This is a genomic window from Microbacterium sp. KHB019, from assembly GCF_037285405.1.
Classification (GTDB): domain Bacteria; phylum Actinomycetota; class Actinomycetes; order Actinomycetales; family Microbacteriaceae; genus Microbacterium.
The window spans coordinates 437,487-463,277 of the sequence record NZ_JBBDHF010000002.1; the positions used below are offsets into that span (position 1 = coordinate 437,487).

Annotated in this window: 20 protein-coding genes and 2 pseudogenes; 8 read left to right on the forward strand and 14 right to left on the reverse strand. The window is 68.5% G+C overall.

The window, feature by feature from the left end:
* The first annotated feature begins 35 nt into the window (after positions 1–35).
* The 4 genes and pseudogenes from KHB019_RS08505 (at position 36) to KHB019_RS08520 (ending at position 4,858) form a co-directional block, all read left to right on the forward strand.
* Positions 36–617, forward strand: a complete 582-nt coding sequence (locus KHB019_RS08505; protein WP_337458662.1) for a GNAT family N-acetyltransferase — start codon at positions 36–38, stop codon at positions 615–617.
* 93 nt (positions 618–710) lie between these two features.
* Entirely contained in the window at positions 711–2,717 is a 2,007-nt protein-coding gene (locus KHB019_RS08510) for an APC family permease (protein ID WP_337458663.1), read from the forward strand.
* Between the two features lie 54 nt (positions 2,718–2,771).
* Positions 2,772–4,190: pseudogene (locus KHB019_RS08515) on the forward strand (sensor histidine kinase); the annotation flags it as partial.
* On the forward strand, positions 4,187–4,858 hold the full coding sequence (locus tag KHB019_RS08520; protein WP_337458664.1) for a response regulator: 672 nt from the start codon (positions 4,187–4,189) through the stop codon (positions 4,856–4,858). The pseudogene KHB019_RS08515 and the gene KHB019_RS08520, both read left to right, overlap by 4 nt.
* 38 nt (positions 4,859–4,896) lie before the next feature.
* Here the strand turns inward: KHB019_RS08520 and KHB019_RS08525 are convergent, their stop codons facing one another.
* The 9 genes from KHB019_RS08525 to KHB019_RS08565 form a co-directional block, all read right to left on the reverse strand.
* On the reverse strand, positions 4,897–7,755 hold the full coding sequence (locus KHB019_RS08525) for a helix-turn-helix transcriptional regulator (protein WP_337458665.1): 2,859 nt from the start codon (positions 7,753–7,755) through the stop codon (positions 4,897–4,899).
* Between the two features lie 56 nt (positions 7,756–7,811).
* Positions 7,812–8,054, reverse strand: coding sequence for a hypothetical protein (locus KHB019_RS08530; protein ID WP_337458666.1), 243 nt, complete (start codon positions 8,052–8,054; stop codon positions 7,812–7,814).
* Positions 8,055–8,165: 111 nt separating this feature from the next.
* Positions 8,166–9,698, reverse strand: a complete 1,533-nt coding sequence (gene putP, locus KHB019_RS08535; protein WP_337458667.1) for a sodium/proline symporter PutP — start codon at positions 9,696–9,698, stop codon at positions 8,166–8,168.
* Positions 9,699–9,779: 81 nt separating this feature from the next.
* Positions 9,780–10,835 carry a DUF998 domain-containing protein gene (locus tag KHB019_RS08540; RefSeq protein ID WP_337458668.1) on the reverse strand — a complete coding sequence of 352 codons (1,056 nt, stop codon included), beginning with the start codon at positions 10,833–10,835 and terminating at the stop codon, positions 9,780–9,782.
* Positions 10,836–10,896: 61 nt separating this feature from the next.
* On the reverse strand, positions 10,897–11,838 hold the full coding sequence (locus KHB019_RS08545; RefSeq protein ID WP_337458669.1) for a siderophore-interacting protein: 942 nt from the start codon (positions 11,836–11,838) through the stop codon (positions 10,897–10,899).
* The gene (locus tag KHB019_RS08550) at positions 11,828–12,628 is read right to left on the reverse strand and encodes an ABC transporter ATP-binding protein (RefSeq protein WP_230101788.1); all 801 of its coding nucleotides are present in this window, start codon (positions 12,626–12,628) and stop codon (positions 11,828–11,830) included. Before KHB019_RS08550 ends, KHB019_RS08545 begins: the two co-directional genes overlap by 11 nt.
* Positions 12,625–13,683, reverse strand: a complete 1,059-nt coding sequence (locus KHB019_RS08555; protein ID WP_230101789.1) for a FecCD family ABC transporter permease — start codon at positions 13,681–13,683, stop codon at positions 12,625–12,627. The genes KHB019_RS08550 and KHB019_RS08555 overlap by 4 nt, the downstream gene beginning before the upstream one ends.
* The gene (locus KHB019_RS08560; RefSeq protein ID WP_230101790.1) at positions 13,680–14,726 is read right to left on the reverse strand and encodes a FecCD family ABC transporter permease; all 1,047 of its coding nucleotides are present in this window, start codon (positions 14,724–14,726) and stop codon (positions 13,680–13,682) included. The genes KHB019_RS08555 and KHB019_RS08560 overlap by 4 nt, the downstream gene beginning before the upstream one ends.
* Positions 14,723–15,757 carry an iron-siderophore ABC transporter substrate-binding protein gene (locus KHB019_RS08565; protein WP_337458670.1) on the reverse strand — a complete coding sequence of 345 codons (1,035 nt, stop codon included), beginning with the start codon at positions 15,755–15,757 and terminating at the stop codon, positions 14,723–14,725. Before KHB019_RS08565 ends, KHB019_RS08560 begins: the two co-directional genes overlap by 4 nt.
* Positions 15,758–15,895: 138 nt before the next feature.
* Between KHB019_RS08565 and KHB019_RS08570 the strand changes: the two genes are divergently transcribed.
* On the forward strand, positions 15,896–16,930 hold the full coding sequence (locus KHB019_RS08570) for an FUSC family protein (protein WP_230101792.1): 1,035 nt from the start codon (positions 15,896–15,898) through the stop codon (positions 16,928–16,930).
* Positions 16,931–17,035: 105 nt separating this feature from the next.
* Positions 17,036–17,707, forward strand: coding sequence for a DNA alkylation repair protein (locus KHB019_RS08575; protein ID WP_325471008.1), 672 nt, complete (start codon positions 17,036–17,038; stop codon positions 17,705–17,707).
* 1 nt (position 17,708) lies between these two features.
* Here KHB019_RS08575 and KHB019_RS08580 read toward each other — a convergent pair whose 3' ends face one another.
* On the reverse strand, positions 17,709–17,879 hold the full coding sequence (locus tag KHB019_RS08580; RefSeq protein ID WP_325471009.1) for a CDGSH iron-sulfur domain-containing protein: 171 nt from the start codon (positions 17,877–17,879) through the stop codon (positions 17,709–17,711).
* Between the two features lie 7 nt (positions 17,880–17,886).
* Positions 17,887–18,975 (reverse strand): iron-containing redox enzyme family protein, encoded by a 1,089-nt coding sequence (locus KHB019_RS08585; protein ID WP_337458671.1) that lies wholly within the window; start codon positions 18,973–18,975, stop codon positions 17,887–17,889.
* Between the two features lie 130 nt (positions 18,976–19,105).
* On the opposite strand from KHB019_RS08585, the gene deoD reads away from it, so the two are divergent.
* Both deoD and KHB019_RS08595 read left to right on the forward strand, forming a co-directional pair.
* Positions 19,106–19,816, forward strand: a complete 711-nt coding sequence (gene deoD / locus KHB019_RS08590; RefSeq protein WP_337458672.1) for a purine-nucleoside phosphorylase — start codon at positions 19,106–19,108, stop codon at positions 19,814–19,816.
* 74 nt (positions 19,817–19,890) lie between these two features.
* Positions 19,891–22,419, forward strand: coding sequence for a DEAD/DEAH box helicase (locus tag KHB019_RS08595; RefSeq protein WP_337458673.1), 2,529 nt, complete (start codon positions 19,891–19,893; stop codon positions 22,417–22,419).
* Between the two features lie 22 nt (positions 22,420–22,441).
* On the opposite strand, the gene KHB019_RS08600 is transcribed toward KHB019_RS08595, so the two are convergent.
* From KHB019_RS08600 to KHB019_RS08610, 3 genes and pseudogenes are all read right to left on the reverse strand, one after another.
* Complete coding sequence (locus tag KHB019_RS08600; RefSeq protein ID WP_230101931.1) at positions 22,442–22,831, reverse strand: VOC family protein; 390 nt, start codon at positions 22,829–22,831, stop codon at positions 22,442–22,444.
* A gap of 81 nt (positions 22,832–22,912) precedes the next feature.
* Positions 22,913–24,028: pseudogene (locus KHB019_RS08605) on the reverse strand (Gfo/Idh/MocA family protein); the annotation flags it as partial.
* A 214-nt stretch (positions 24,029–24,242) separates the two neighbouring features.
* On the reverse strand, positions 24,243–25,772 hold the full coding sequence (locus KHB019_RS08610) for an SDR family NAD(P)-dependent oxidoreductase (RefSeq protein WP_337458674.1): 1,530 nt from the start codon (positions 25,770–25,772) through the stop codon (positions 24,243–24,245).
* Between the last annotated feature and the right edge of the window lie 19 nt (positions 25,773–25,791).

Below are 25,791 nucleotides of genomic sequence, written 5' to 3' on the forward strand. Positions count from 1 at the left end.
GCCGCTGCATGGCGAACCGCTCGTAGGATCGAACGATGACCGAATCGCAGCGAAGCGACATCTGGCCCGTGCGCACCGACCGGCTGGAGCTCCGGCCGGCCACCGCAGACGACCTCGGTGCCGTCTGGGATTACCGCCGGCTGCCCGAGGTCTACCGCTGGCTCGGCCCCGCGCCGCAGACGCGCGAGGCGTTCGACGAGCTGTACCTCGACCCGGATCGGTTGGCCACCACGCTGATCCTCACCCGGCTCGACGACGGTTCGGTGATCGGCGACATCATGCTCAAGATCGGCGATGCCTGGGCGCAGCGCGAGGTCGTCGATCAGGCCAAGGGCACCGTGGCCGAGCTCGGCTGGACGCTCGTCCCTGAGCATTCGGGGAAGGGCTACGCGTCCGAGGCGGTGCGCGCCGTCATCGACGTCTGCTTCGGCCCGCTGGGCCTGCGCCGCGTGCACGCCGGATGCTTCGCCGACAACGAGCCGTCGTGGCGGCTGATGGAGCGGCTCGGGATGCGCCGGGAGGAGTTCAGCCGCAAGACCGCGCTGCACCGCTCCGGCGAGTGGATGGACGGCATGAACTACGGTCTGCTCGCCGAGGAGTGGCCGACCGCCCGCTGAGACGTGAGGATCCCGTCAGCATCCGGGAACGGGGCGTAGGGATTCCGTGAGGATGCCGTCCGCGCCTTCCGCGCGAGCGTACGGTCGTCATTCGTGACAGACCAGACACCGGATGCCCCGCCCCTCGCGAAACGGCTCCTCATCGGCGACCCGCTCACCTCGGAGCAGGTCGAAGGGCAGCTGCTGCCCAAGCGCCGCGCCCTGCCGATCTTCGCCTCCGACGCGCTGAGCTCTGTGGCGTACGCACCGCAGGAGCTTGTGATGATCCTGCTGATCGGCGGGCTGACGTTCCTGTCGTTCAGCCCCATGGTCGCCGCGGCCGTCATCGTGCTGCTGATCGTCGTGGTGCTCAGCTACCGGCAGCTCATCAAGGCATACCCCTCCGGCGGCGGCGACTACGAGGTGGCGCGCACGAACCTCGGGGAGATCCCCGGAGTCGTCGTCGCAGCAGCACTCCTCGTGGACTACGTCCTCACTGTGGCAGTGTCCGTGGCATCCGGCGTCGACAACATCATCTCGGCCCTGCCCGGCTTGAACGCCTGGCGCGTGGAGCTGGCGGTCGGATTCGTCGTCCTGATCATCATCGTCAACCTCCGCGGCGTCCGCGAGGCATCGACGGTGTTCGCGATCCCGACCTACGTCTTCATCGGCTCCGTGGGCGTCATGATCGTCACCGGTCTCGTGCGCACCTTCCTCGGCGACGCCCCCGTCGCCGCCAGCGCCGAGTTCACCGTGCATGCCGAGAGTCTCAGCCAGGCCGCGGTCATCCTGCTGATCCTCCGCGCGTTCTCGAGCGGATGCTCCGCCCTCACCGGTGTGGAGGCCGTCTCCAACGGCGTCCCCGCGTTCCGCACGCCGAAGGTGCGCAACGCCCAGTCGACGCTCGTCCTGATGGGTTCGATCGCCATCTGCCTGTTCGCCGGCCTCACCGCGCTCGCCCTCATCACCGGGGTGCACTACGCCGAGAACCCGTGCGACCTCATCGGCTTCGACTGCGCGAACCCGCAGCCGAGCCTCATGGCGCAGGTGGCCGCCGCGACCTTCGGCGGCGCCAGCGTCCCGTTCTTCATCATCCAGGCAGCCACCGCCTGCGTCCTGCTGCTCGCGGCGAACACCGCGTTCAATGGATTCCCGCTGCTCGGGGCCGTCCTCGCCCGCGACGGCTACGCACCGAAGGCCCTGAACACCCGCGGTGACCGCCTGGTGTTCTCGAACGGCATGATCCTGCTGGGGCTGGCCGCGATCGCCGTGCTCATCGTGTTCCAGGCGCGACTGACGACGCTCATCCAGCTGTACATCATCGGCGTGTTCGTATCGTTCTCGCTGGGCCAGATCGGCATGGTCCGGCACTGGCGGCGGATGCTGCGCGGCCCGCTCCGCCGGAAGACGGCGACGACGGCGTCGGCGCGGCGATCCGCCCACTCGGGCCTCGTGATCAACGCGGTCGGAGCGGTCTTCACCGTTCTCGTCCTCGTGATCGTGACGGTCACCAAGTTCACGCACGGCGCCTACCTGGTGTTCTTCGCCATCCCGGTGCTCGCCGTCTTGATGGTCGGCGTCAAGCGGTACTACCGCGACGTCGAGCACGAGGTGGCGGTCGACGATGAAACACGGTTCGGAGCGTCCGGAGACGTCGCGATCGTGCTCGTGAACCGGCTGCAGAAGCCGGTCCTGAAGGCGCTCGACTACGCCATCGCGGCCGATCACGACAAGACGCTCGCGGTGCACGTGGCCTTCGCCGCCGAGGACGGCGAGCAGCTGCATCGCGAGTGGCGGGCTCACGGCATCCCCGTGCCGCTCGTCATCCTCGACTCGCCGTATCGCACCTACGCGCAGCCGGTCGCGCAGTTCATCGAGCGCTACCGCGAGAAGCACGGATCGTCGGTCGTGACGGTGTATCTGCCGCAGTACATCGTCGGCCACTGGTGGGAACGTCTGCTGCACAACAGGCGTGCGCGCCGCATCGGCAACCAGCTGATGCTCGTGCACGGCGTCTCGATCACCCTCGTGCCGTGGCTGCTCGATTCGTCGGAGCTGATCTACGGGCGGCGTTCGCGTCCCGTGCCCGGTCAGGACCGTGCCGGTCATGTCGGAGTCTAGGATTCAGTCATCATGAGCACTCTCCCGCTCGGCGAGCCGGCCCAGCCGCCGATGCTCCTCCGCATCACCGGCGGCGCCGCCCTCGGGTGGCGGCGCGAGCTGTGGGGCTTCGCCGCGACATTCATCCTCGGGCCGCTGCTGACCTGGTTGCTGTTCGCGCTGAGCAGCCCGCAGTCGATCACGTACGAGGTGCTCTCGTACCAGCTTCTGGTCGTGATCGTCGCGCTCATCGGCGGGCTGCGACCAGCGGTGACGGCCGCAGTGCTCTCCGGCATCACGCTGGATCTGCTGTTCGTCGCCCCGGCGTTCACGATCGCCATCGCGCATCCGCTGCACGTGGTCGCGCTCGCGCTGTACGTGATCATCGCCGTGATCGTCGGTCTCATCGTCGCGGTCGCCGCGCGCCGGGCACGCGACGCGGAGCGCGCGACGCGCGAGGCCGAACTGCTCGCATCCGTCGCCGGCAACGTGCTGCGCGGCGACAGCGCGGTCCTCGCGCTGGTGAGCCGGACGCGCGAGGCCTTCGCCCTGAGCGGCGTACGGCTCGTGTCGTCCGACGGCGAGGTCATCGCCCTGGACGGCGAGCCCGTGCGCGACGGTCGGTCGACGGTCGTGCCGGTCGGTCGTCGCGGCGCCGGCGCGCCGCAAGCCCTGCTGGAACTGCACGGCGGTCCGCTGAGCGAGCCGTCGCGTCGTCTGCTCGATGTGATCGTCGCCCAGCTCGCGGCCGCACTCGAGCGGGACGCCACCGCACGCGAAGCGGATGCTCTCGCCGAGACCGACCAGGTGCGCAGCGCCCTGCTCTCGGCCGTGAGCCACGACATCCGCCGTCCGCTCGCCTCGGCCGTCGCGGCCGTCGGCGGCCTGCGCGACGACGGCCGGCTGTCGAAATCGGATCGCCAGGAGCTGATCGCCACCGCCGACGAGAGCCTGGCGACGCTGTCGGCGCTCGTGACGGATCTGCTCGACGTCAGCAGGGTTCAAGCGGGGGTCCTCGCGGTCTCCCTCGCGCCGGTGGATGCCGCCGGCAGTGTCGTCGCGGCGCTCGATGAGCTGTCGCTCGGGCCCGCCGACGTCGAGCTGGACCTCGACGCCCCGTTGCCGCCGCTGCAGGCCGACCCCGTTCTGCTGCAGCGCGTGCTCGTGAACGTGCTCGCAAACGCGCATCGGCACTCGCCCGCCGATCGCAAGGTGACGGTGTCGACGAACGCCACCGGCGCGCGCGCCGAGATCCGCATCGTCGATCACGGCGACGGTGTGCCGGCTGACCGCCGCGAGTCGATGTTCCAGCCGTTCCAGCGCTCGGGCGACACGGACAACACCACGGGTCTCGGCCTGGGGCTCGCCCTGTCGCAGGGCTTCACCGAGGGCATGGGCGGCACACTCCTGCCTGAGGAGACTCCGGGCGGCGGGTTGACGATGATCATCTCGCTGCCGCTGTCGGCGCCCGACGTCTCGGCGGTGAGGTCGTGAAGCTGCTCATCGCCGACGATGACCCGCAGCTCGTCCGGGCGCTCCGGATCACTCTGGGCGCGCACGGCTACGACGTCGTCGAAGCCTCCGACGGGGCAGCCGCGATCACCTCGGCCGCCCAGGCACGGCCCGACATCATCCTGCTCGACCTCGGTATGCCCCAGCTGGACGGCATCCAGGTGATCCAGGCGCTGCGCGGCTGGACGAACGCACCGATCATCGTCGTCTCCGGACGCACGGGGTCGGCCGACAAGGTGGAGGCGCTGGATGCCGGCGCCGACGACTACGTCACCAAGCCGTTCCAGATCGACGAGCTGCTCGCGCGCCTGCGGGCGCTGTCGCGTCGGACGCCTGGATCGACCGGGGAATCGGTGGTGTCGTTCGGCGATGTCGTCGTCGATCTCGCCTCGAAATCGGTGGCCCGCGACGGTCACCGCGTGCATCTGACTCCGACGGAATGGCGGATGCTGGAGCACCTCGCCAGGAACCCCGGGGCCCTGGTCACCCGGCAGGATCTGCTGAAGGAGATCTGGGGCAGCGACCAGGTGACGGACTCGGGGTACCTGCGGCTGTACATGTCGCAGCTGCGCAAGAAGCTCGAGGCGTCGCCGGCCGAACCCGTGCATCTGCTCACCGAATCGGGGATGGGGTACCGGCTGGTGCTGTAGCGGCGCGACCAGACTTCACCGTCGCGAAGCGACCATGCTCACCGTCGCGAAGCGACCAGGGCCGCCTCGGTGCGGGTGGAGACGCCGAGCTTGCGCAGGATCGCCGACACATGCACGCTCGCGGTCTTCGAGCTGATGAACAGCCGCTCACCGATCTGCTTGTTGCTCAGTCCTTCGGCGACGAGGTCCACCACCTGGCGTTCGCGGGCAGTGAGCTCGAGCTCGTCGCCGCCGCCGCCCATATCCCGCACGGCCACCCCGCTCGCGCGGCCGAAGGCCTCGATGCTGTGCTGCAGCGGCACGTGTCCGATCTCGGCGGCGGCGGCAGCGGCATCCGCCAGCACGGCCTGCGCCTCGCTCCGCTCGCCGGCGGCGACCAGCACGCGCGCGAGTTCGAGGCGCGTGACGCCGCGCATGACGGCGGGGACGTCTTCGCCGTCGGCGAGCGCGGCGGCAGAACGAAGCGTCGGGACGGACGGGTCGAGCATCGCCTCGAGCATCGCCGCCCAGGCGCCGTCGCGGACTGTCTCGGGGATCTCGGCCCAGAGCCGGCGGATCGCCGCGACGGCTCCATCGACGTCTCCACCGGCGGCGCGGACCTCGGCCACCACCCATCCGGACTCGAGCAGCAGCCGGTACGCGTGCAGCAGGACGAATCCCTGATACTCGGTCATCGAGACGACGGCGTTCAGCGCCTCCTGCCACTGACCGCGGGCGGCCGCGAGGGCGATGTCGTTCTCGACGATGCGGTACCAGGCCTGCCGCTCGAAGTCTCCGGTGCGGCGGAGCGCTGGGCTCCACTCCTCGTACAGTCGCCCGGCCTCGTCGATGTCGCCCTGCCAGGCCAGAGCCCTGATGCGAGTCAGCATGACGTACTGGTCGTTGAGCACCTGCGGCCGCCCGATCGGCACCGCCGCGAGCCGGGTCGTCGCGCCGTCGAGGTCGCCGAGCGTCAGCAGCGGCTCGGCCATGTTCTGCACCATGAGCGTGCCGGAGGCCCTCTCCACACCGAGTTCGCGCGCCCGCGCGACACCGGCCTCCGCGACCTCGAACGCCTCTCGGTGCCGGCCGAGCAGCGCGAGCATGTCGGAGTAGTTGACGAAGTAGCGCAGCTCGGCGCCGCCGTTGCTGCGAGGAGCGAGGCGTGCTGCTTCGGTGTAGTCGGTGAACGCCTCGTCGAGCTGGCCGAGGTAGGTGCGGCAGGTTCCGCGGAGGTTGTGCGCGACCGACATCTCACGGGCGTCGCCGACGCGCGTCGCGATCTCGAGCGCCCGGGTCGCGGTGATGATCGCCTCTCGAGGCATCGATGCCAGCATGTACTTGCCGGCGAGACCGTTGAGGAGGGTGGCGTGCAGTTGATCGTCGTCGACGTCGCGATCGACGATCTCGAGGGCTTCGAGGAACAGATCCATCGCTCCGGGCAGCGGGACGGCGAGGTTCGAGAGGAACTGCGCCTTGTCGCGCAGCAGCCGGGCGTGCTCGGCAGGGTCGGTGCTCTCGTCGACCTCGTCCAGTGCGCGATCGACGACGACGAGTGCGCGATCCGATACTCCGGCATTGCGCAGGATCGACCCGATCTGCCGCATCAGCCGCACGTGCGGCAGGCCGACGACAGCCTCGGCATCCGGCACCTGCTCCCACAACTCCAGTGCCAGCTCGCCGAACCGCGCCGCGGACGCGAAGGCGAACCTCGTCTTGGCCTCCTGCATCGCCGCGACCGCGGCGACGAGGGCACGGTCGGGCACCTGCGCGAGGTGCCAATGGTGGGCGAGCGAGGAGCGGTCGCATCGGTCGAGCGCGGTCGACTTCGCCTCGAGGGCCTCCGCGTACGCCCTGTGCAGCCGCGCCCGTTCGCCGGGGAGCAGGTCATCGTGGACGGCCTCGCGCAGCAGCGCGTGCCGGAACGTGTACTCGTCGTCGTGCACCGACAGGATGCCGTTGCGCGCAGCAGCGCGGATCGCCGCATCGAGGCGATCATCCGGCAGTCCGGCGAGCTCGGCCAGCAGCGTGTGCGACAGCATCCCCTCAGCGCCCGACACCATGCGGACGATGTGACGCGCATCATCGTCGAGCTGATCGAAGCGCACCAGCAGCATGTCCCGCAGCGAGTCGGGCAGGGGCCCTGCGGCGCAGCAGGCGACTTCTTCGATGAAGAAGGGCACGCCCTCGGCGCGCTCCATCAGACGCTCGAACGCCGACTCGCTGAGCTCGCTGCCGTACAGCTGCTCGACCATCCGACGTGTCGCGTCCTGGTCGAGGCGTTCGAGTGTCAGCCGCTCGATGACCCGCGCGCGCGTGGTCTCGGCGATGAAACGGCTGACCGCGTCGCCGCGCCGCACATCGTCGGTGCGGCAGGTGATCAGCAGCAGCACGCGCCCCTCCTGCAGCGTCCGCAGCAGGTAGAGGAGCATGGCGAGCGTGGAGTCGTCGACCCAGTGCAGGTCTTCGATCACGAGGATCTGCGGTACCTTGGCCGCCGCCGCCTCGATGAGGGTCGCGACCGCGTCGCGCAGGGCGTCGGGGCTCGTGCTCTCTCGGACGGCGACGCCCTCACCCAGATCGGGGACGAGCATGCGGAGCGCTTCGGCACCGACCCCGATCGCCGCCTTGGCCTCAGCGACGCCGAGCCGCTCGACCATCGATCGCAGGATGCTGGTCAGCGGGCCGTACGCCGACCGAGCAGCACCGAGGTCGAAGCAGCGGCCGACATGAACGTCGGCGACACCGGACACCACTCCCCGGAACTCCCGCAGCAGCCTCGTCTTGCCGATGCCGGCCTCGCCCTCGATGAGCACGGCGGATGGCTCGCCGCCGGATGCACGATCGAACGCGCGCCGCAGGTCGGCGAGGTCGGCGTCACGACCCACCATTGCCGAGCTGTCAATCGGAACGGTCACCAGTTCATGGTGCCACGCACCTCCGACATCGGGGCCCGTGATCGCGATCGGAACGCTCACCGCGCGTACGCGGGTTGGGGGACCTCGTCGCGGATCTCGCGCAGACTGTCCGCTGCGAGTGCCGCAGCCGCGGCATCCGGCTCGTGCCGGCGGAACCACGCACGCACCCGAGCGACGAAGCGGCGCTCGCGACGGACCAGGCGGTCCGGGTTCTCGCGGATGATGCGCTGCCGCTCGAGCTCGCGCTCCAACCGCTCCTGCTCGATGACGATGGTGTCGTAGATGAAGTGCTCGTACATGGTGTGAACTCCTCTGGTGATCTGAGTCCACACTCCGCTCTAAGGCACCCGTCGGGCATCGGGCAGATGCCTTATCTTCCTGGGCGGAGTCAGCCGCCCAGGAACGAACGGCTAAGGCGTCTGCCTGTCCGTGCGCGCGCCGCGCCCCACACCGTTGACCGTCAGCAGCGTTCCCGTGTCGGTGAACTCCTGCAGGATCTCGTTCTGCCGCTCCGAACCGTCTCGATGCGTCAGCAGGCTGACCACGACGGCCACGACAGTCGCGCAGATGAATCCGGGCAGCAGCTCGTACATCTGCGGCCACACCGCCTTCCAGAAGAAGACGCCTGCAGCACCGACGAACATTCCGGCCAGCGCACCCCAGTTCGTGAGCTTGCGCCAGAACAGGCTCAGCAGGATCAGCGGCCCGAAGGCGGCGCCGAAGCCGGCCCACGCGAACGAGACCAGCCCGAGGATGGTGTCGTTCGGCACGATCGCCAGGAGCGCCGCGATCACGCCGACTGCGAGGACCGTCGATCGTCCGAGGATCACCAGCAGCCTCGGAGATGGCTCCTTCTTGACCACCTTGAAGAGATCCTCGACCAACGCGGAGGATGCGACGATCAGCTGGCTCGAGATCGTGCTCATGATCGCGGCCAGCACGGCTGCGAGCACGAGGCCCGCGACGAACGGATGCAGCAGCGTCTGCGCCATCACCAGCACGACGGTCTCGGGGTTCGTGAGATCGATGCCCTGATGCGCCATGTAGGCGATGCCGACGAAGCCTGAGAACACCGCGCCCACCAGGGAGATGATCATCCAGGTCATGCCGATGCGACGGGCGGACTTGGCCTCCCCCGGATTGCGCAGGGCCATGAAGCGAACGATGATGTGGGGTTGCCCGAAGTATCCCAGGCCCCAGGCGAGCGAGGAGATGATCGCCAGGATCGTCCCGCCGGTCAGAGCCGTGCCGCCGATGACCGAGATGTGATTCGGCGCGAGGTCTTCGACGTAGGTGGCCACCTCGCCGAAGCCGCCGACGGCGATGATCGCGGCGATCGGGACCACGATCAGCGCGATCACCATCATCAGGCCCTGAACGACGTCCGTGAACGAAGCGCCGAGGAAGCCGCCGAACAGGGTGTACAGAAGCGTGATCCCGGCGACCAGGAGCATGCCGAGCAGGTAGTCGGAGTTGAACGAACTCTCGAAGAACACGCCACCCGCGACCATGCCGCTCGAGATGTACAGCGTGAAGAACACCAGGATGACGACGCCGGCGAGGATCCGCAGCAGTCGTGAGGAGTCCCGCAGCCGGTTCTCGAAGAAGCTCGGCACCGTGATCGAGTTGCGCGAGACCTGCGTATAGGCGCGCAGACGCGGCGCGACGAGCAGCCAGTTCAGATACGCGCCGATGGTGAGACCCACGGCGATCCACGCCTCGATGAGCCCGGACAGATAGATCGCGCCGGGCAGTCCCATGACGAGCCAGCCGGACATGTCCGAGGCTCCTGCGCTGAGCGCTGCGACCCATGGCGGCAGGTTCCGCCCGCCGAGCATGTAGTCCTCATGATCCGTGGTCCGGCGGAACGCCAGGTATCCGATCAAGAGCATGGCCGCGAAATACAACCCCAGCGCGATGAAGATGAAGATCTGGTCGGACATCGTCGTCCCTCCGTTGCGGATCGGTTCCCTCGATACTGACAGGGACGGATGCCGGGGGCCAGACCGATCCGCGCGCGGAGGTCAACCCCGCAGCAGCGATGTCCTCGCAGATGGCCGCGTCTGCTCCGGCGTCAGCACGGCGAGCATGCGAACCAGGGTCGTCAGCCACAGCAGCGCCAGCCCGATGACGATCGCCTCCAGCGCCGTGACCGAGAACAGCCGGAAGCCGAACGCCAGGACGACTGCCACCACGATCAGCGACGCGACCCCGGCGGTCGTCAGCAGCAGTGCGCGCGGTGGGCCGGGCATGACGGTCGTGGTCAGGATGCCGGCGACGACGAACAGCCCGAGCGTCGAGAACGCCGCGACGTTGTGCACGACGACGATCCGCTCGAGCGGGAACACCCCGACTCCGGCGAGCGCGACCCCGGTGGCAGCCCACAGGGCGACGACCCAGGCGATCCGCCCGAGCGCCGCGTCGCCGTGGATCCGGTGGAGGTCGCGACCGATGTACGAGCCGACGGTGGCGATGAGGATGCCGGCGACCACGAGCGTCCCGTTGAACGCCCATGCCCCGGCGCCGATGCCGAGCTGCGAGAAGTTCAGCTCCCACCACCGCGGGTCGGCAGCGGTGATCATCGCGAAAAGTGTGCCGATGATGAGGTAGCCGAACAGCAGGTTCGCGAGATCCGAGGTGCGCAGGTCGATGCCGGCCTCGAATGTCAGGCGCCCGCCGACGGCGCTGGCGACACCCGTGAGGAGGCCCCCGCCGACGGCGGACAGCTCGAGGCCCTGCAGCCCGACGCCCAGCACCTCGGTGGTGAGCAGCACGCCGAGCGCTGTGACTCCGGCGAACGCGATCGTCAGCGCGACGGCCGACAGCGACGAGACGATGACCTGCCAGCGGGGCATGGTCGAGTGGTCGCCCCGACGGTACAGCCTCGAGCTGACGGCGAAGGATGCCGCGGCGATCGCACCGGCGACGATCGAGGCGGGAATCCCCACCGATCCGTCACCGGCGACAGGCCGCGGAGTGCCCCACAGGAGGAGCGTCCCGGCCAGGGCGCCGACGAGGAAGCACACGACGGTGGCCCAGATCGCCCTGGTCTCCTGCGCCATCCGCTGCTCGGCATCCATGCCCTCATCACATCACGGAGGTGCGACGTGGCGCAGTCACCGTCCCCGATCTGCGGAGTGCTCAGCCGCGCATGGCGACACCGCGGCGCCAGTAGCCCATGAAGGCCACCTGCGCGCGGTCGATGCCGAGGTCCTTGACCAGGTGCCGGCGCAGCGTGGTGACGACGCCGCTCTCGCCCGCGATCCAGAAGTACCGGTCGACGTGAGCGACGGCGGCGCCGAGCGATTCGCCGCTGCCGGAGTAGATCGGAGTCTCCCAGACCAGGTCCTCGCCCTCGGCATCCTGAACCGTGATCTCACGGTGCCCGGTGTCGCCCAGGTAGTCGAGCACGGTGGGGATCACGCGCAGGCCGTGCGCGGCATCCCCTCGGGGCAGCCAGTGCACCTCGACACCGGTCGGCGCGTCGATCGGCAGCACATCGGAGGCGACGGGAACCTCGATGAACGCGATGCCGCGCATGTCGCGCGGTGCGTCTTCGAGGATGCGCGCGATCGCGGGGGCAGCCGTCTCGTCGCCGACGAGGACGACAGAGGATGCCTCCCCCGGCGCGTACTCGATCCCGCTGCGGTCCTCGCGGCCGCGGCGAGGACCGACGATCCAGAGCTCGTCGCCGACCGCTGCGCGGCTCGCCCACAGGGAGGCCGGCCCGGTGAGGCCAGGAGCCAGGTGCAGGACGAAGTCGACGACGACCTCGGTGCCTGCATCCGTCGCCTTCAGCGTCCGGATCGAGTACGTGCGCATCGACCCGCGCTCGTCCTCCGGGACGGCGAGATACGCACCCCACCAGTCGTCGTTGTCGCGGTCGATGTCGGGGAGGATGCCGGAGGCCGGGGGGAACACGAGCTTGATCCGCGCGTCGTAGACGTCGCCGGGCGTGCCGAACTCGTCGAGTTCGCCGCCGCCGAATGTCACCCGCACGAAGTTCGGCGACACGCGTTCGACGGCGCGCACCTCGGCGCGGGCGAGGACGTACGGCGGACGGGTACGAGTGCTAGCGGACATGATGCCTTCCGATCGGGGTCACCATCGGCTTGCCGGAGACCGGATCCGTGGTGATCTGATTCGCCATGCCGAAGACCTCTTCGACGAGCGTGTGGGTCAGGACCTCGCTGGGCGCGCCGATCGCGTGCACCCTGCCGTGCCGCATCGCGACGAGCTCGTCGCTGTAGCGGGCTGCGAGGTTGAGGTCGTGCAGCACCATCACGATCGTGGTGCCGCGGGAGACGCTGAGGTCGGTCAGCAGGTCGAGGACTTCGACCTGATGCGCGACATCGAGGAAAGTGGTGGGCTCGTCGAGCAGCAGGATGTCGGTCTCCTGAGCGAGGGCCATCGCGATCCAGACGCGCTGACGCTGGCCACCCGAGAGCTCGTCGACACTGCGGTCGGCGAGGTCCGAGATGCCGGTGGCCTCGAGGGCGTCTGCGACGACTTCGTAGTCGTGCGCCGTCCAGCGGGCGAGCGCCTTCTGGTGCGGATGCCGCCCCCGGCCGACGAGATCGGCGACGGCGATGCCCTCCGGAGCGATCGGCGACTGCGGCAGCAGTCCGATCACGCGCGCGACCTCCTTGGTCGGGCGGGAGTGCACGGACTTCCCGTCGAGGACGACCTGACCAGACGACGGCGACAGGAGGCGTGCGAGCGAACGCAGGAGCGTCGATTTGCCGCATCCGTTCGCGCCGACGATCGCGGTGATCCTGCCGGGCGCGATCCGGAGGTCGAGGCCTTCGATGATGGTGCGGTCGCCGTAGCCGAGCGTGACGGCCTCGGCTTCCAGGGTGTGCGCTTGGGTCACAGCGATCCTCCCGACCGGTTCGTGCGGATGAGCAGGTAGATCAGGTACGGGGCGCCGAGCACACCGGTGATGACGCCGACCGGGTAGCGCGCGCCGAGCGCGAACTGGCCGATCAGGTCACCGGCGAGGACGAGCACCGCACCGACGAGCGCGGAAGGCAGCAGCAGATTCGCGCCGGGTCCGGTGATGCGCGCGGCGATGGGCCCGGCCATGAACGCGACGAACGCGATAGGCCCGGTTCCGGCGGTGGCGAAGGCGAGGAGGGCCACTGCGCCGATGATGAACAGCACGCGGGTGAGAGTCACCCGGACGCCGAGACCGGATGCCGAGTCGTCGCCGAGCTGCAGCATCCCGAGCGCACGCGCCTGCAGGAACAGGAAGGGCAGGATGACGAGGCTCGCGATGGCGAGGGGGGCGACATCGTCCCAGGACGCGTTGTTCAGGCTGCCGGCGATCCAGCGCATGGCTGTCTGGATGTCCCACTGTGCGGCCCGCGACAGCACATAGGAGATGACGCTCTGCAGCATGGCCGCTATGCCGATGCCGATGAGGATCAGGCGGATGCCGGAGAAGCCGCCCTTGTTCGAGAGCAGGTAGATGGCGAGCGCCGTGACGAGGGCGCCGCCGACTGCGAATGCCGAGACGGCCGGACCGCTCAGGCCGAGGACGATGATGCCGACGACGGCCGCAGCGCTCGCACCCTCGGTGATACCGATGATGTCAGGGGCCGCGAGAGGGTTGCGCAGAAGGGTCTGGAACGCGACGCCTCCGATGCCGAACGCGACCCCGGCGAGGATCGCCAGGACCGTTCGGGGCAGTCGCAGCTCTCCGACCGTGAACGAGGCGCCTGGGACGGTCTCCCCCAGGATGACGCGGATCACTTCGCCGGGAGTGTAGAAGGTGTTGCCGACCATGAGCGCCGTGGCTGCGAGCGCCACGACGAGGATGCCGAGCACGATGCTCGCGACGGCGTGACGGCGGTGGCGCGACCGGCGACCGGCCGCGATGGCCTCCACGCCGGTGGCTGCGGCGGAGGCTGTGACGGTGGCGCTCACAGTTCCCTCACCCTCTGTCGACGGACGATCCAGATGAAGAAGGGAGCGCCGATGACCGCGGTGATGATGCCCACCTGGATCTCCTCGCCGTTCGGAGCGATGACGCGGCCGACGATGTCGCCGGCGAGCAGCAGCGCCGCGCCCGCCAGGGCGGAGAACGGCAGCAGCCAGCGGTGGTCGGTTCCGATCAGAGTCCGGCACAGATGCGGGATCACCAGGCCGACGAATCCGATCGGGCCGGCGATCGCCGTGGCGGCGCCGGCGAGCATGACGGCTCCGAGCGCCGAGACGAGCCGTGTGCGGAACACGTTCTCGCCGAGGCCGGCGGCCATGTCGTCGCCGAGGGCGAGGGAGTTCATGCCGCGCGAGCAGGCGAAGCAGATGAGGGCGCCGAGTGCGAGGGCCGGGGCCGTGATCGCGATGCGGGGCCACTCCGCCCCGCCGACGCCGCCGACCTGCCAGGACTGGAAGGCCTGCAGCAGGTCGACCCGAGGAAGGAGCACGGCGCTGATGAGCGAGCCGAGGGCGGCGGAGGTCGCAGCTCCCGCGAGCGCGAGCTTGAGCGGAGTCGCACCGCCGCGGCCGAGCGATCCGACCGTGTACACGAACACGGCGGCGACGGCGGCGCCGAAGATCGCCACGAACATCTGCGTGGATGCACCCGTCGCGCCGAAGAAGGCGAGGCTGATGACGACGGCGAGCGATGCGCCATTGGAGACGCCGAGGATCCCGGGGTCCGCGATCGGGTTGCGGGTGACGGCCTGCATGGTCGCGCCGGAGAGGGCGAGAGCGGCGCCGACGAGGATCGCGAGCACGGTGCGGGGGATGCGCTTGATGATCGCGCCCTGAGCAATGGTGTCGGAGTGTCCGCCCAGCGCGGCGGCGATGTCGTCGAATGAGACGGCGCGGACGCCGAATGACACGGACAGGATGCTGAGGATGAGGATGACCACGAGGCCGATGAGCAGCCAGGTGCTGCGCACCAGCGCCGGGCGCCGCAGGTGTGCGGCGCCCGGCTTCAGAGCTGTTGCGGCTGAGCTCACTTGCCGGTCAGCGGTGCCTCGAGGATCGAGAAGTACTCGTCGATGCCCCACGGGATCGACAGCGGCGACGGGTTGGCGGAGTTCGCGATCGGAGTGGCGTCGGGAAGGATAGCGATCTGCCCCTTGGCGATCGCCGGGATCTTGCCGAGCAGCGGATCGGCCTGCAGGGCTACGATCATCGAGTCATCGCCATAGGTGATGAACAGATCGACGTCGTCGAACTTGTCGACCTCCTCGGCGCTGACGGTCAGGTAGAAGTCGGTCGCCGCCTCGTTCTCCTTGAGGATCTCCGGCTCGGGCAGGCCGAGGTCGAGCAGGAAGCCGGGGCGGGTGTCGATCGGCGTGTAGAAGCCCACCTGGCTGAAGTCGTTCGGGTCGATGTAGGTGAACAGGACCTTGGCGTCCTTGAGGGCGGGATGCGCGTCGAGCGCCTCCTGCGTCTTCGCCTCGAGGTCGGCGTTCAGTGCCTCGCCCTCATCCGCGAGCCCCAGGGCCGTCGAGTTCATCGTGATCATGTCCTGGTACGAGGTGCCCCAGGCCACATCCGGGTAGGCGATCGTCGGAGCGATCTTGGAGAGCGTGTCGTACTCCTCCTGCGTGATGCCCGAGTAGGAGGCGAGGATCACGTCGGGGTTCGTGTCGGCGACGGCCTCGAAGTCGACACCGTCGGCCTCGTCGAACAGCACGGGAGTCTCGGCGCCCAGCTCGTCGAGCTTCTCCTCGACCCACGGGAGGACTCCGTTGTCGTCGTCATCGCCCCAGGCGACCTTGCTCATGCCGACCGGGACGATGCCCAGCGCGAGCGGCACCTCGTGGTTCGCCCACGCGACCGTCGCGACGCGCTCCGGCTTCTCCGTGATGGTCGTCTCGCCGTACACGTGCTTGATCGTGACGGGGAAGGCGTCGGCGGATGCCGGGTTGGAGCCCACCGCTGCGTCGTCGGTGCTCGTCGGGGCGGAGGTGGCGCAGCCGGCGAGGCTGGCCGCGAGAACAGCGGCGGCGCCGAGAGCGAGAAGTCGGGAGATACGCACGGGCGTTTCCTTCAGATCTGAGGGTCGGGATGCCGACCAGAAGGCCGACAGGCTTTGGTAAGCCTCCCCTAACGTAGCACGGGGTAAGGGTGTCCTCAGTTGCCGATGACGGCACCTGCCCGGGGCTACCGTGGTGACATGAAGATGACGGCGGCGGTGCGGAGCGCGAAGCGCGCTCCTCTGCTGCAGGTCGCGAAGTCGGCGATCGCCACGCTCGGCGCCTGGCTGATATCGTCGTGGCTCATCCCCGGTCCGCTCCCGGTGTTCGCGGCGATCGCGGCGCTGCTGGTCGTGCAGCCGAGCGTGAACCAGTCGTTCGCGAAGGCGCTGGAGCGTAGCATCGGCGTGATCGCGGGTGTCGTGATCGCCGTGCTGCTGAGCCTGCTGCTGGGCCCGCAGAGCTGGGTCGTGCTGCTGGCGATCGTCGTGGCGATGCTCGTGGCCTGGGTCTTCCGTGCGACACCGGGGACCGGCAATCAGGTCGCGATCTCGGCGATGCTCGTCCTCGCTCTCGGCTCATCGAATCCCGAGTACGCGCTCGATCGGATCCTGGAGACGCTGATCGGCGTCGCGTTCGGTCTGATTGTGAACGCGCTGGTCGTACCGCCGGTGCTCACGGGGCCGGCCAGACGCGACCTCGGGCTGCTCGGCACCGAGATCGCCGCGAGTCTGGACCGGCTGGCCGATGCTCTGCTCGGTTCGCGGACGCCCGCCCAGCTGCAGGGGCTGATGGTGGAGGCACGCCTGCTGCGGCCGATGCAGACTGCGGCCGAGGCATCGATCTCCGCCGGTGAGGAATCGCTCACGCTCAACCCGCGCCGCGCCGCCCGCGGCGAGATCGCCGACATGCGCAGCCTGCTCGACACGCTGTCACCGATCGTGACGCAGGTCATCGGGATGACGCGGGCGTACTTCGACCACTACGACGCCACACTGGCCGATGAGCCCACCGTGCACGCGATCGCCGAGCAGCTCCGGCGGGCGGGGCACGATGTGCGGCTCGCCGTGCAGATCGCCGACATCGCCCCTGAGCCCGCGGCCGAGACCTCGACCATCCCCGCCCTGACCGCACCGCTGCAGCTGAAGCCGCCGGCATCCGGTCATTGGATCCTCGTCGGATCCCTCATGGAGGATCTGCGCCGCATCCGCGGCGAACTCGTCGGCGACGAGTAGCCGCCGTCCCCGAGAATTGCTTTGCCGCAGAGAATCGCCCTGCCAGCACGATTCTCGACGCGCAACGCAATTCTCGACGTAGGGGCGCGGCGTACGCTGGCATTCATGACGGACACGATGACCGTCCCCGAGGTGCTCGCCGAACTCGAAGCACTCGAGGACCCGAAGTTTCGCGCCGCGAACGAGAAGCGAGGCGACGATCACGGCATCAACCTGTCGAAGATGCGGGCGCTCGCGAAGCAGGTCAAGACGAACCATGCACTCGGCAAGGAGCTCTGGGCGACCGGCGAAACGGCTCCGCGCCTGCTCGCGCTGCTCATCAGCAAGCCGCGCGAGTTCTCGGCCGACGAGCTCGACGCGATGCTGCGCGAGACCAGGGCGCCCAAGGTCAATGAGTGGTTCGTGAGTTACATCGCGAAGAAGTCGCCCCTCGCCGAGGAGATGCGCCAGCGCTGGTTCGGCGACGCCGACCCGACGGTGAGCGCGGCCGCCTGGTCGCTGACCTCTGAGCGCGTGGTGAAGAAGCCGGAGGGCCTCGATCTCGAGCACCTGCTCGACCTCATCGAGCGCGACATGAAGGATGCCCCCACCCGGCCGCAATGGGCGATGAACGAAACACTGGCGAACATCGGCATCCGCATTCCCGATCTGCGGCCTCGGGCTCTCGCGATCGGCAACGAGCTGCAGGTGCTCGCCGACTACCCGACCGCTGCTGGCTGCATCTCTCCGTTCGCACCGATCTGGATCACCGAGATGTCGAAGAGGCTGGATCGCTGAGTCAGTGGATCAGCTTGTGCGTGCCGTCGCACCACGGCTTGATCGCCGAAGCGCCGCAACGGCAGAGCGCGACCGTTCGGCGCGGATTGTCGATCGGCTGCCCGTCTTCGCCGATGACCTGAACAGCCCCGCGCACGAGGAGCGGCCCATCGGCGCACGCGGTGATCTGCACCTCGCGCTCAGACATCATCGCCCTCGGGGCGCAGCGAGCTCTCCCCCGCCTCGAACGCGCCCCTGATATGGTCGGCCGCGCGATCATCGAGCATCAGGCAGGCTGCGGCACCGAAGAAGATGTCCGGGATGAGCTCGGGACGATCCTCTCCGAGCCCACCGGCGAGATCACGCGCCGCGATCTGCTCGTGCACGGCATCCGCCTCAACATGCTCATCGAAGTAGTCGGCCACGTCGTCGCCGAAGCCGAGCCTGCGCACGCCCTCGGCGTACATGCGGTTCGGCAGCGACGAGGTCATCTCGAACGCGGCCAGGTGACCCACGATCGCGCCGATCAGCGACCGGTTGATGCCGAACATCGACATCGCGTTCTGCGAGGCCAAAGTCACCGCAGGCACCCGATCGAGGTAGCCGCCGTAGCGTGCGTCGAGCCCGAGACCGCGCATGGTGCGGGCGAAGATCTCCGCGTGCATGCGCTCGGGGCGTCCGCCTCCGTACTCATCGGACTGGATCTCGACGAGCGCGACCTTCGCGCGACCGGTGAGCCGAGGAATGGCCCAGGAGTGCGGATCGGCTTCGCGCAGCGTGTAGATGCTCCGCTGGATCACGAACTCCCTCAGCTGCTCGAGCGTCGCCCGCTTGGCGACGTATCGGGCGAGAGACGGGCCAGGGGTCGGCGCCGTGAGATCGAAGAGCGCGGCGGCGACGGCTTCGGCGTCCGCCGGCGGGGTCTCTCCCACGACGACATCACGGCGCAGCTCGCGTTCGAAGGCACGCTCGATCATCCGGCGAACGGCGAGGAGTTCGGGGTGCCACTCCCACTCGGGGTCGATCCAGTCCAGCGACCCGTAGGCGCAGGCGTAGAGGAGGAAGAGAGCGAGCTGGATGTCGTCGTCGATCGCGACGCCGTCGCTGGCGGCGAGAGCATCGCCGGCGATCGCCGCGAGGTCGTCGCTTCCTCGCGACGCGGCCGCGCCGTCGGCAGCACGGGCAACTCTGGGGTCATCGAGCTGGAGCTTCTGCATGACTGCAGCACTCAGCGGTCCGCGCGCGATGCCGCGGCGAGCGGGACGGACCCGTTCGTGGATGGCAGTCATGGAACCTCTTCCGGAATGCGGATGCGACGGCAACGGCATCCATGCCATCAACCTGTCACAGGCACGGAGAATGCGGTCGGGGGTTGACGTGAGCCGTCGGCGCTGACTAGCGGCTCGATAACCTGGGGTCATGAGCACACACATCGCCGCTGAGCCCGGTCAGATCGCTCCCGTCGTCCTGTTCCCCGGCGACCCGCTGCGCGCGAAGTGGATCGCCGAGAACTTCCTCGAGGACGCTGAACTGTATTCCGAGACCCGCGGGATGCTGGGATACACCGGCACCTGGAACGGGCACCGAGTCTCGGTGCAGGGTTCTGGCATGGGTCAGCCCTCGATGGCGATCTACGCCACCGAGCTGTTCAGCGAGTATGGGGTCCAGACGATCGTGCGGGTCGGCTCATGCGGCGCGCTGACCGAGAAGCTGAATGTGCGCGACTTCATCATCGCGAACGGTGCGAGTACCGATTCGGGCATCAACCGCGTGCGGTTCCACGGGCTGGACTTCGCCCCGGTGGCCGACTTCGCTCTGCTGCGGGCCGCCGTCGAGGCGAGTGAGCAGCTGGAGCTCAGCTCTGCCGTCCATGTGGGGCAGCTCTTCTCCAGCGACCAGTTCTACAGCACCCGCCCGGAGCTCACCGAGCCGTTCGTGCAGCACGGCATCCTGGGCGTCGAGATGGAGGCCGCCGGTCTCTACACGCTCGCCGCGTACCACGGGCGTCGCGCCCTCGCGATCTGCACGGTGAGCGATCACATCGTCACGGGCGAGGAGACCACGGCGAAGGAGCGCGAGCAGACCTTCGGCGACATGATCGAGATCGCCCTGCGCGCCGCGACCGCCTGAAGCGCGCGCCGGAGCCGCGCTGCGCGCTCTTGATGGGCGCGGGGCGGCGATGCATGGGGGAGGATCGTAGGGACATGGCTTCCCTTCTCGATTCTGCGACTCTCCCCGACGGCTCCGATGCGGATGCCGTCTACACGGCGTTCGTGGAATGGGCGGAGTCGACCGGCATCCAGCTGTACCCGGCGCAGGACGAAGCGGTCATCGAGATCGTCTCGGGAAACAACCTGATCCTCTCCACTCCCACAGGCACCGGCAAGTCGCTCGTCGCGATCGGAGCACACTTCGCGGCTCTCATGGACGGTCGCCGCAGCTACTACACGGCCCCGATCAAGGCCCTGGTCAGCGAGAAGTTCTTCGCTCTCGTCGACATCTTCGGCCCCGAGAACGTCGGCATGATCACCGGAGACTCATCCGTGAACGCGGATGCGCCGATCATCTGCTGCACAGCCGAGATCCTCGCGAACCTTGCGCTGCGCCAGGGGCCCGATGCCGAGATCGGCCAGGTCGTGATGGACGAGTTCCACTTCTACGCCGACCCCGATCGCGGGTGGGCCTGGCAGGTTCCGCTGCTGACGCTGCCGCAGGCGCAGTTCATCCTGATGTCCGCGACGCTCGGCGACGTCACCGAGCTCGCGGCCGATCTGACCCGTCGCACCTCACGCGAGACGTCCGTCGTGACCGGCGTCGAGCGGCCGGTGCCGCTGCACTTCTACTACGAGCTCACGCCGATCCACGAGACGATCGAAGACCTGCTGACCACCGGGCAGGCGCCGGTCTACGTCGTGCACTTCTCGCAGGCCGCGGCCATGGAGCGCGCCCAGGCCCTGTCGAGCACGAAGATCGCCACGCGAGAGCAGCGTGACGAGATCGCAGAGCTCATCGGCGAGTTCCGATTCACGACGGCGTTCGGGCGCACGCTGTCGAAGTTCCTGCGGGCGGGGATCGGCGTGCACCACGCGGGGATGCTGCCGAAGTATCGCCGGTTGGTCGAGCAGCTCGCTCAACGAGGGAAGCTGCGCGTGATCTGCGGCACCGACACCCTCGGCGTCGGCATCAACGTGCCGATCCGCACGGTGCTGCTCACCGCGCTGACGAAGTTCGACGGCACGCGGATGCGGCAGCTGAACGCACGGGAGTTCCACCAGATCGCCGGGCGTGCCGGACGCGCCGGCTACGACACCGCAGGCACCGTGGTCGCGCAGGCCCCGGAGCACGAGTCCGAGAACGCCGCGGCGATCAAGAAGGCCGGCGATGATCCGAAGAAGAAGCGCAAGCTCATCCGCAAGAAGGCACCGGAGGGTTTCGTGTCGTGGGGCGAGCCGTCGTTCCGCAAACTCGTGGATGCCGACCCCGAGACGCTGACGTCTCACATGCAGATCACGAGCGCCATGATGCTCAACGTCATCGCTCGCGGCGGTGACGTGTTCGGCAATATGCGCGCGCTGGTATACGACAACCACGAGCCACGGGCCAGGCAGCGACTCCTGGCCCTTCGGGCGCTGGGAATCTATCGGACGCTTCGCGAGTCCGGCATCGTCGAGCAGGACGCCGATGGCGGCATCCACCTCACGGTCGACCTGCAGCCCAATTTCGCTCTGAACCAGCCGCTGTCGCCGTTCGCGCTGGCGGCGTTCGAGCTGCTGGACCCGGATGCCGCGACCTTCGCGCTGGACATGATCTCGATCGTGGAGGCCACCCTCGACGATCCGCGCGCCGTGCTGGGGCAGCAGGAGTTCCTGGCCCGAGGTGAAGCAGTCGCCGAGATGAAGCGCGAGGGCATCGAGTACGACGAGCGGATGGAGCTGCTCGAGCAGATCACGTATCCCAAACCGCTCGACGAGCTGCTCGGAGCGGCCTTCGAGACGTACAGCGCCGCTCAACCGTGGATCCGCGACTTCGAGCTGCATCCGAAGTCCGTCGTCCGTGACATGTACGAGCGGGCCATGTCGTTCGGAGAATATGTCGCGTTCTACAAGATCGCGCGGTCTGAAGGCGTGGTGCTGCGGTACCTGTCCGACGCCTATCGTGCGGCGTCGCAGACGATCCCGGAAGAGCTGAAGAACGAAGATCTGCGCGATCTCATCGAGTGGCTCGGCGAGCTCGTCCGCCAGGTGGATTCGTCACTCCTGGACGAGTGGGAGGAGCTGCGCTCCGGCACCGACAACGGTCAGGTCGACCTCGCCGCCTTGAAGAGCGCGGACCACGTCGATGAGCCGATCGTCCCGCCGGCTCCGAAGCGTCTCACCTCGAATGTGCGCGCGTTCCGGACGCTGGTGCGCAACGAGCTGTTCCGGCGGGTGCAGCTCGCGGCGCTCGAGGACGTCGAGACGCTCGCAGAACTCGATCCCGCTCTGGGCGCCGATGGGTGGAACGACGCTCTGGATGCGTACTTCGCCGAGCACGATGAGATCCTCACCGGTCCTGACGCGCGCAGCTCGAAGCTGCTGATGCTGACGGAGGGTGCGGCCGAGTGGACCGCCCGCCAGATCCTGGACGACCCCGCCGGCGACCACGACTGGGGCATCTCGGCGACGGTCGACCTTGCGGGGTCGGACGAAGCCGGTGAGGCCGTCGTCACGGTCACCGGTGTGGATCGGCTCTGACGACTCAGGCGTGCATTACGGCTCAGGCTTGCATCACGGCGAGGACGTTGCCCGCCGGGTCCTTGAACCACGCGATGTCGGGGCCCTGTCCCTCACCGCGGACGATGCCGCGTTCGTCTGAGGGGAACTCCTCGTCGCTGTAGATCTTCGTCTGCACGCCGCGGGAGATGAGCTCGTCGACAGCGGCGTCCACGTCCGCGACCGGGAAGTTCAGGATCGTGAAGCTCGCCGGCTCATGGTTCGGCTTCGAATAGACGAGGATCGACCCGCCGCTCGGAAGACGAATGTCGAGGAAGCCCATCGGGTTCGCCTCGACGTCGAGCCCGAGCGTCGTTCCGTAGAAGTCGCGTGCCGCGTCGATGTCGTCGACGCTGAACCCGCTGAATGCACCGTCCACCGTGAATGCTGTCATGCGTCCAGCATCCGCCGATGGCGCGTGGATGTCGAGAGGTTGCCAGCCGCCCTGAACGATCTCCGCGACGCGAACCTTGCGATCCTCGGCCAGCGACATCGTGAGAGCATCCGCCGTCGCGATCGACTGGCGGGCAGCGGTCCCGTCGGTGAGCGCGGCGAACTCCGGGTCCGGCTCGGCTCCCTGCAGCAGAGCGTGGAAGTACGCGGTCTCCTCTTCGACGATGCCCACCAGCCACAGCGGCGCCGTGCTCGTCGGGTTGCCGTACATGATGCCGCCTGCATCGGCGCGGGAGGCGTAGATCGCGGCTCGCTGCGCGTCCTCCTCCTCGCTGCGGTGCAGCAGGAAGCGCTCTTCCGCACCGGAGCGGCGCACGGTCACGCCACCGTTCGTCAGATCGATGTATGCCGCTCCGAGCGTTCCCTGCACGAGCAGGTAGTGCTCCGGCCAGCGGAACGCGGAGCCGTACTCCAACGTCGCGAAGGCTCCGCCGGGGAACTCGAGTGTGATCAGAAGCAGGTCGTCCTCGTCGCCGAACTGCTCGCCGCGGTGGGCGACGTTGCCGCCGATCATGGTCGCCGTCTCCGGAGCGCCCATGATGAACTGGATGACGTCGAGCTCGTGGATGTGGTGGTAGAGATGTCCGCCGGACAACTCGCGCTGCTTCTTCCATGACACCTGCGGCTTCGGGTCCTCCCAGCCGGTGCGCGCAGCGCGGGTGTAGACGATATCGCCGAGCGCACCGTCCGCGACGAGCCGCTTGACGCGGCGCACCCCGTTCATGAAGTTCATGACGTGGCCGCTCATCAGCATCACGCCGGCCTCGTTCGCTGCATCCACCATCGCCGAGCAGTCCGCGTACGACAGCGCCATCGGCTTCTCGCAGAAGATCTGCTTGCCGTGCTGCGCTGCGAGAACGACCGCTTCGCGGTGCGCCCAGTTCGGGGATGCCACGACCACCGCGTCCACGTCGGGGCTCGCGCACAGTTCCTCGAGTGTCGCAGTCGCCGTCGCGCCGAACTCGCTCACCGCGGCATCCGCGTGCTCGGGGTCGAACACGCGGGTGATGCGGGCGCCGGGCAGACGCAGGAAGCCTCTCCCCAGAGCGAGTCCGAAGTATCCGGTGCCGACGAGGCCGTAGCGGATCTCGGATCGGGGCGAGAGAGCGGAGTCAGTCATGCCCTTCACGCTAGACATCAGACATCTGATGTGTCAAATGTCGATACTCCCTCACCGCATCCGGCGCGCAGCGGGCCGAGGTCGACGGCATCCCCGCACCCGCCGGCACACCCACTGGCACAGATGCACGGCCCTGGCGCACTTGCACGGCCGAACCGGCGATCCGGTCGTGCATCCGTCCCCGGGCCGTGCATGTGTGCATGGCGGACTCAGAAATCGGGCGCGGCTGAACTCACCAGGGGTTCGGCTTGTAGTCCTTCAGGAAGACGCCGTGCACATCGACGCCGGCCTCGCCCTGCACGATCGGGTCGTACACGCGCGCGGCGCCGTCGACGAGGTCGAGCGGGGCGTGGAAGCCCTCCTCCGCCAGGCGAACCTTCGTGTGGTGCGGGCGCTCGTCGGTGATCCAGCCGGTGTCGACCGCGGTCATCAGGATGCCGTCGGTCTCGAGCATCTCGCCGGCACTGGTGCGGGTGAGCATGTTCAGCGCGGCCTTGGCCATGTTCGTGTGCGGATGCCCAGGGCCCTTGTAACGGCGCGAGAACTGGCCCTCCATCGCCGAGACGTTCACGATGTACTTGCGGTGCGCGTCAGACGCGCGCATCGACGCCCGGAGTCTGCTGATCAGCAGGAACGGAGCCGTGGTGTTCGCCAGCTGCACCTCGAGCATCTCGAGCGGATCGACCTGATCGACCGACTGCACCCAGCTGTTGACGTGATCGATGTCGGGCACCAGTCCCCCGGCATCGATGGCAGAGCCGTCAGCGTGCTTGGCGAGCGATGACGAGCCAGGAGCCATTGCGAGCCGTGCGAGGTCTTCGGCGGTCAGTGCCTGCCCGCCCTGCTCGGCGACGGTGCCGCCGAGGGCCGCGACCGACAGCAGCGGGTTCGCATCGACCGACGCCTGCAGCGCCTGCGGATGCGGGTCGGCCGTGTGCCCGAACGTCTCCATCTCGGGCAGAGGTCCGTCCGGGAGCGGCTGCATCTCAGCATCCGCCAGCAGCGAGTACGCACCAGGCGAGCGCCGCACGGTCTGCGCGGCGTTGTTGATGAGGATGTCGAGCGGGCCCTGAGCCGCGACGGAGTCGGCGAGCGCGATCACCTGGGCGGGGTCGCGCAGGTCGATGCCGACGATGCGGAGGCGGTGCAGCCAGTCCGCAGCGTCCGGCAGCGATGAGAACCGGCGCACGGCATCCCGCGGGAAGCGCGTGGTGATGGTCAGGTGCGCGCCGTCGCGGAGGAGGCGCAGCGCGATGTGCATGCCGATCTTGGCTCGCCCTCCGGTGAGCAGGGCGCGGCGGCCGGTGAGGTCGGTGCGGGCGTTGCGCTTGGCGTGACTGAAGCGGGCGCAGTCAGGGCAGAGCTGGTGGTAGAACGCGTCGACGAGCGTGTACGGCTGCTTGCAGATGTAGCAGTTGCGGGGCTTGAGCAGCTCGCCGGCGATCGGGGCATCCACGCTCGAGGCGAGGTCGTTGCCGCGCGTCTCATCGTCGATGCGATCGGGAGCGCCGGTCGCGGTCCTGGCCACGACGGCCTTGTCCGCCTCGGCGATCGCGTCGCGGATCTCCTTGCGGCGCACGCGCTTGACGGCCTTGAACATCGCGGCGGTCGCCCGGCGCACGGCGATGTAATCGGGGTGCTGCTCGCTGATCTTGTCGAGCTGCTGGAGGACCCGAAGGGTCGTGGCGAGATCGTCAGGGTCGAGGCCTTCGCCGAGGTCGGCTGAGCTGTCGGCAGAGCTGTCGGCAGAGGCATCGGTCATTGGGCTGATTTTACGCGAG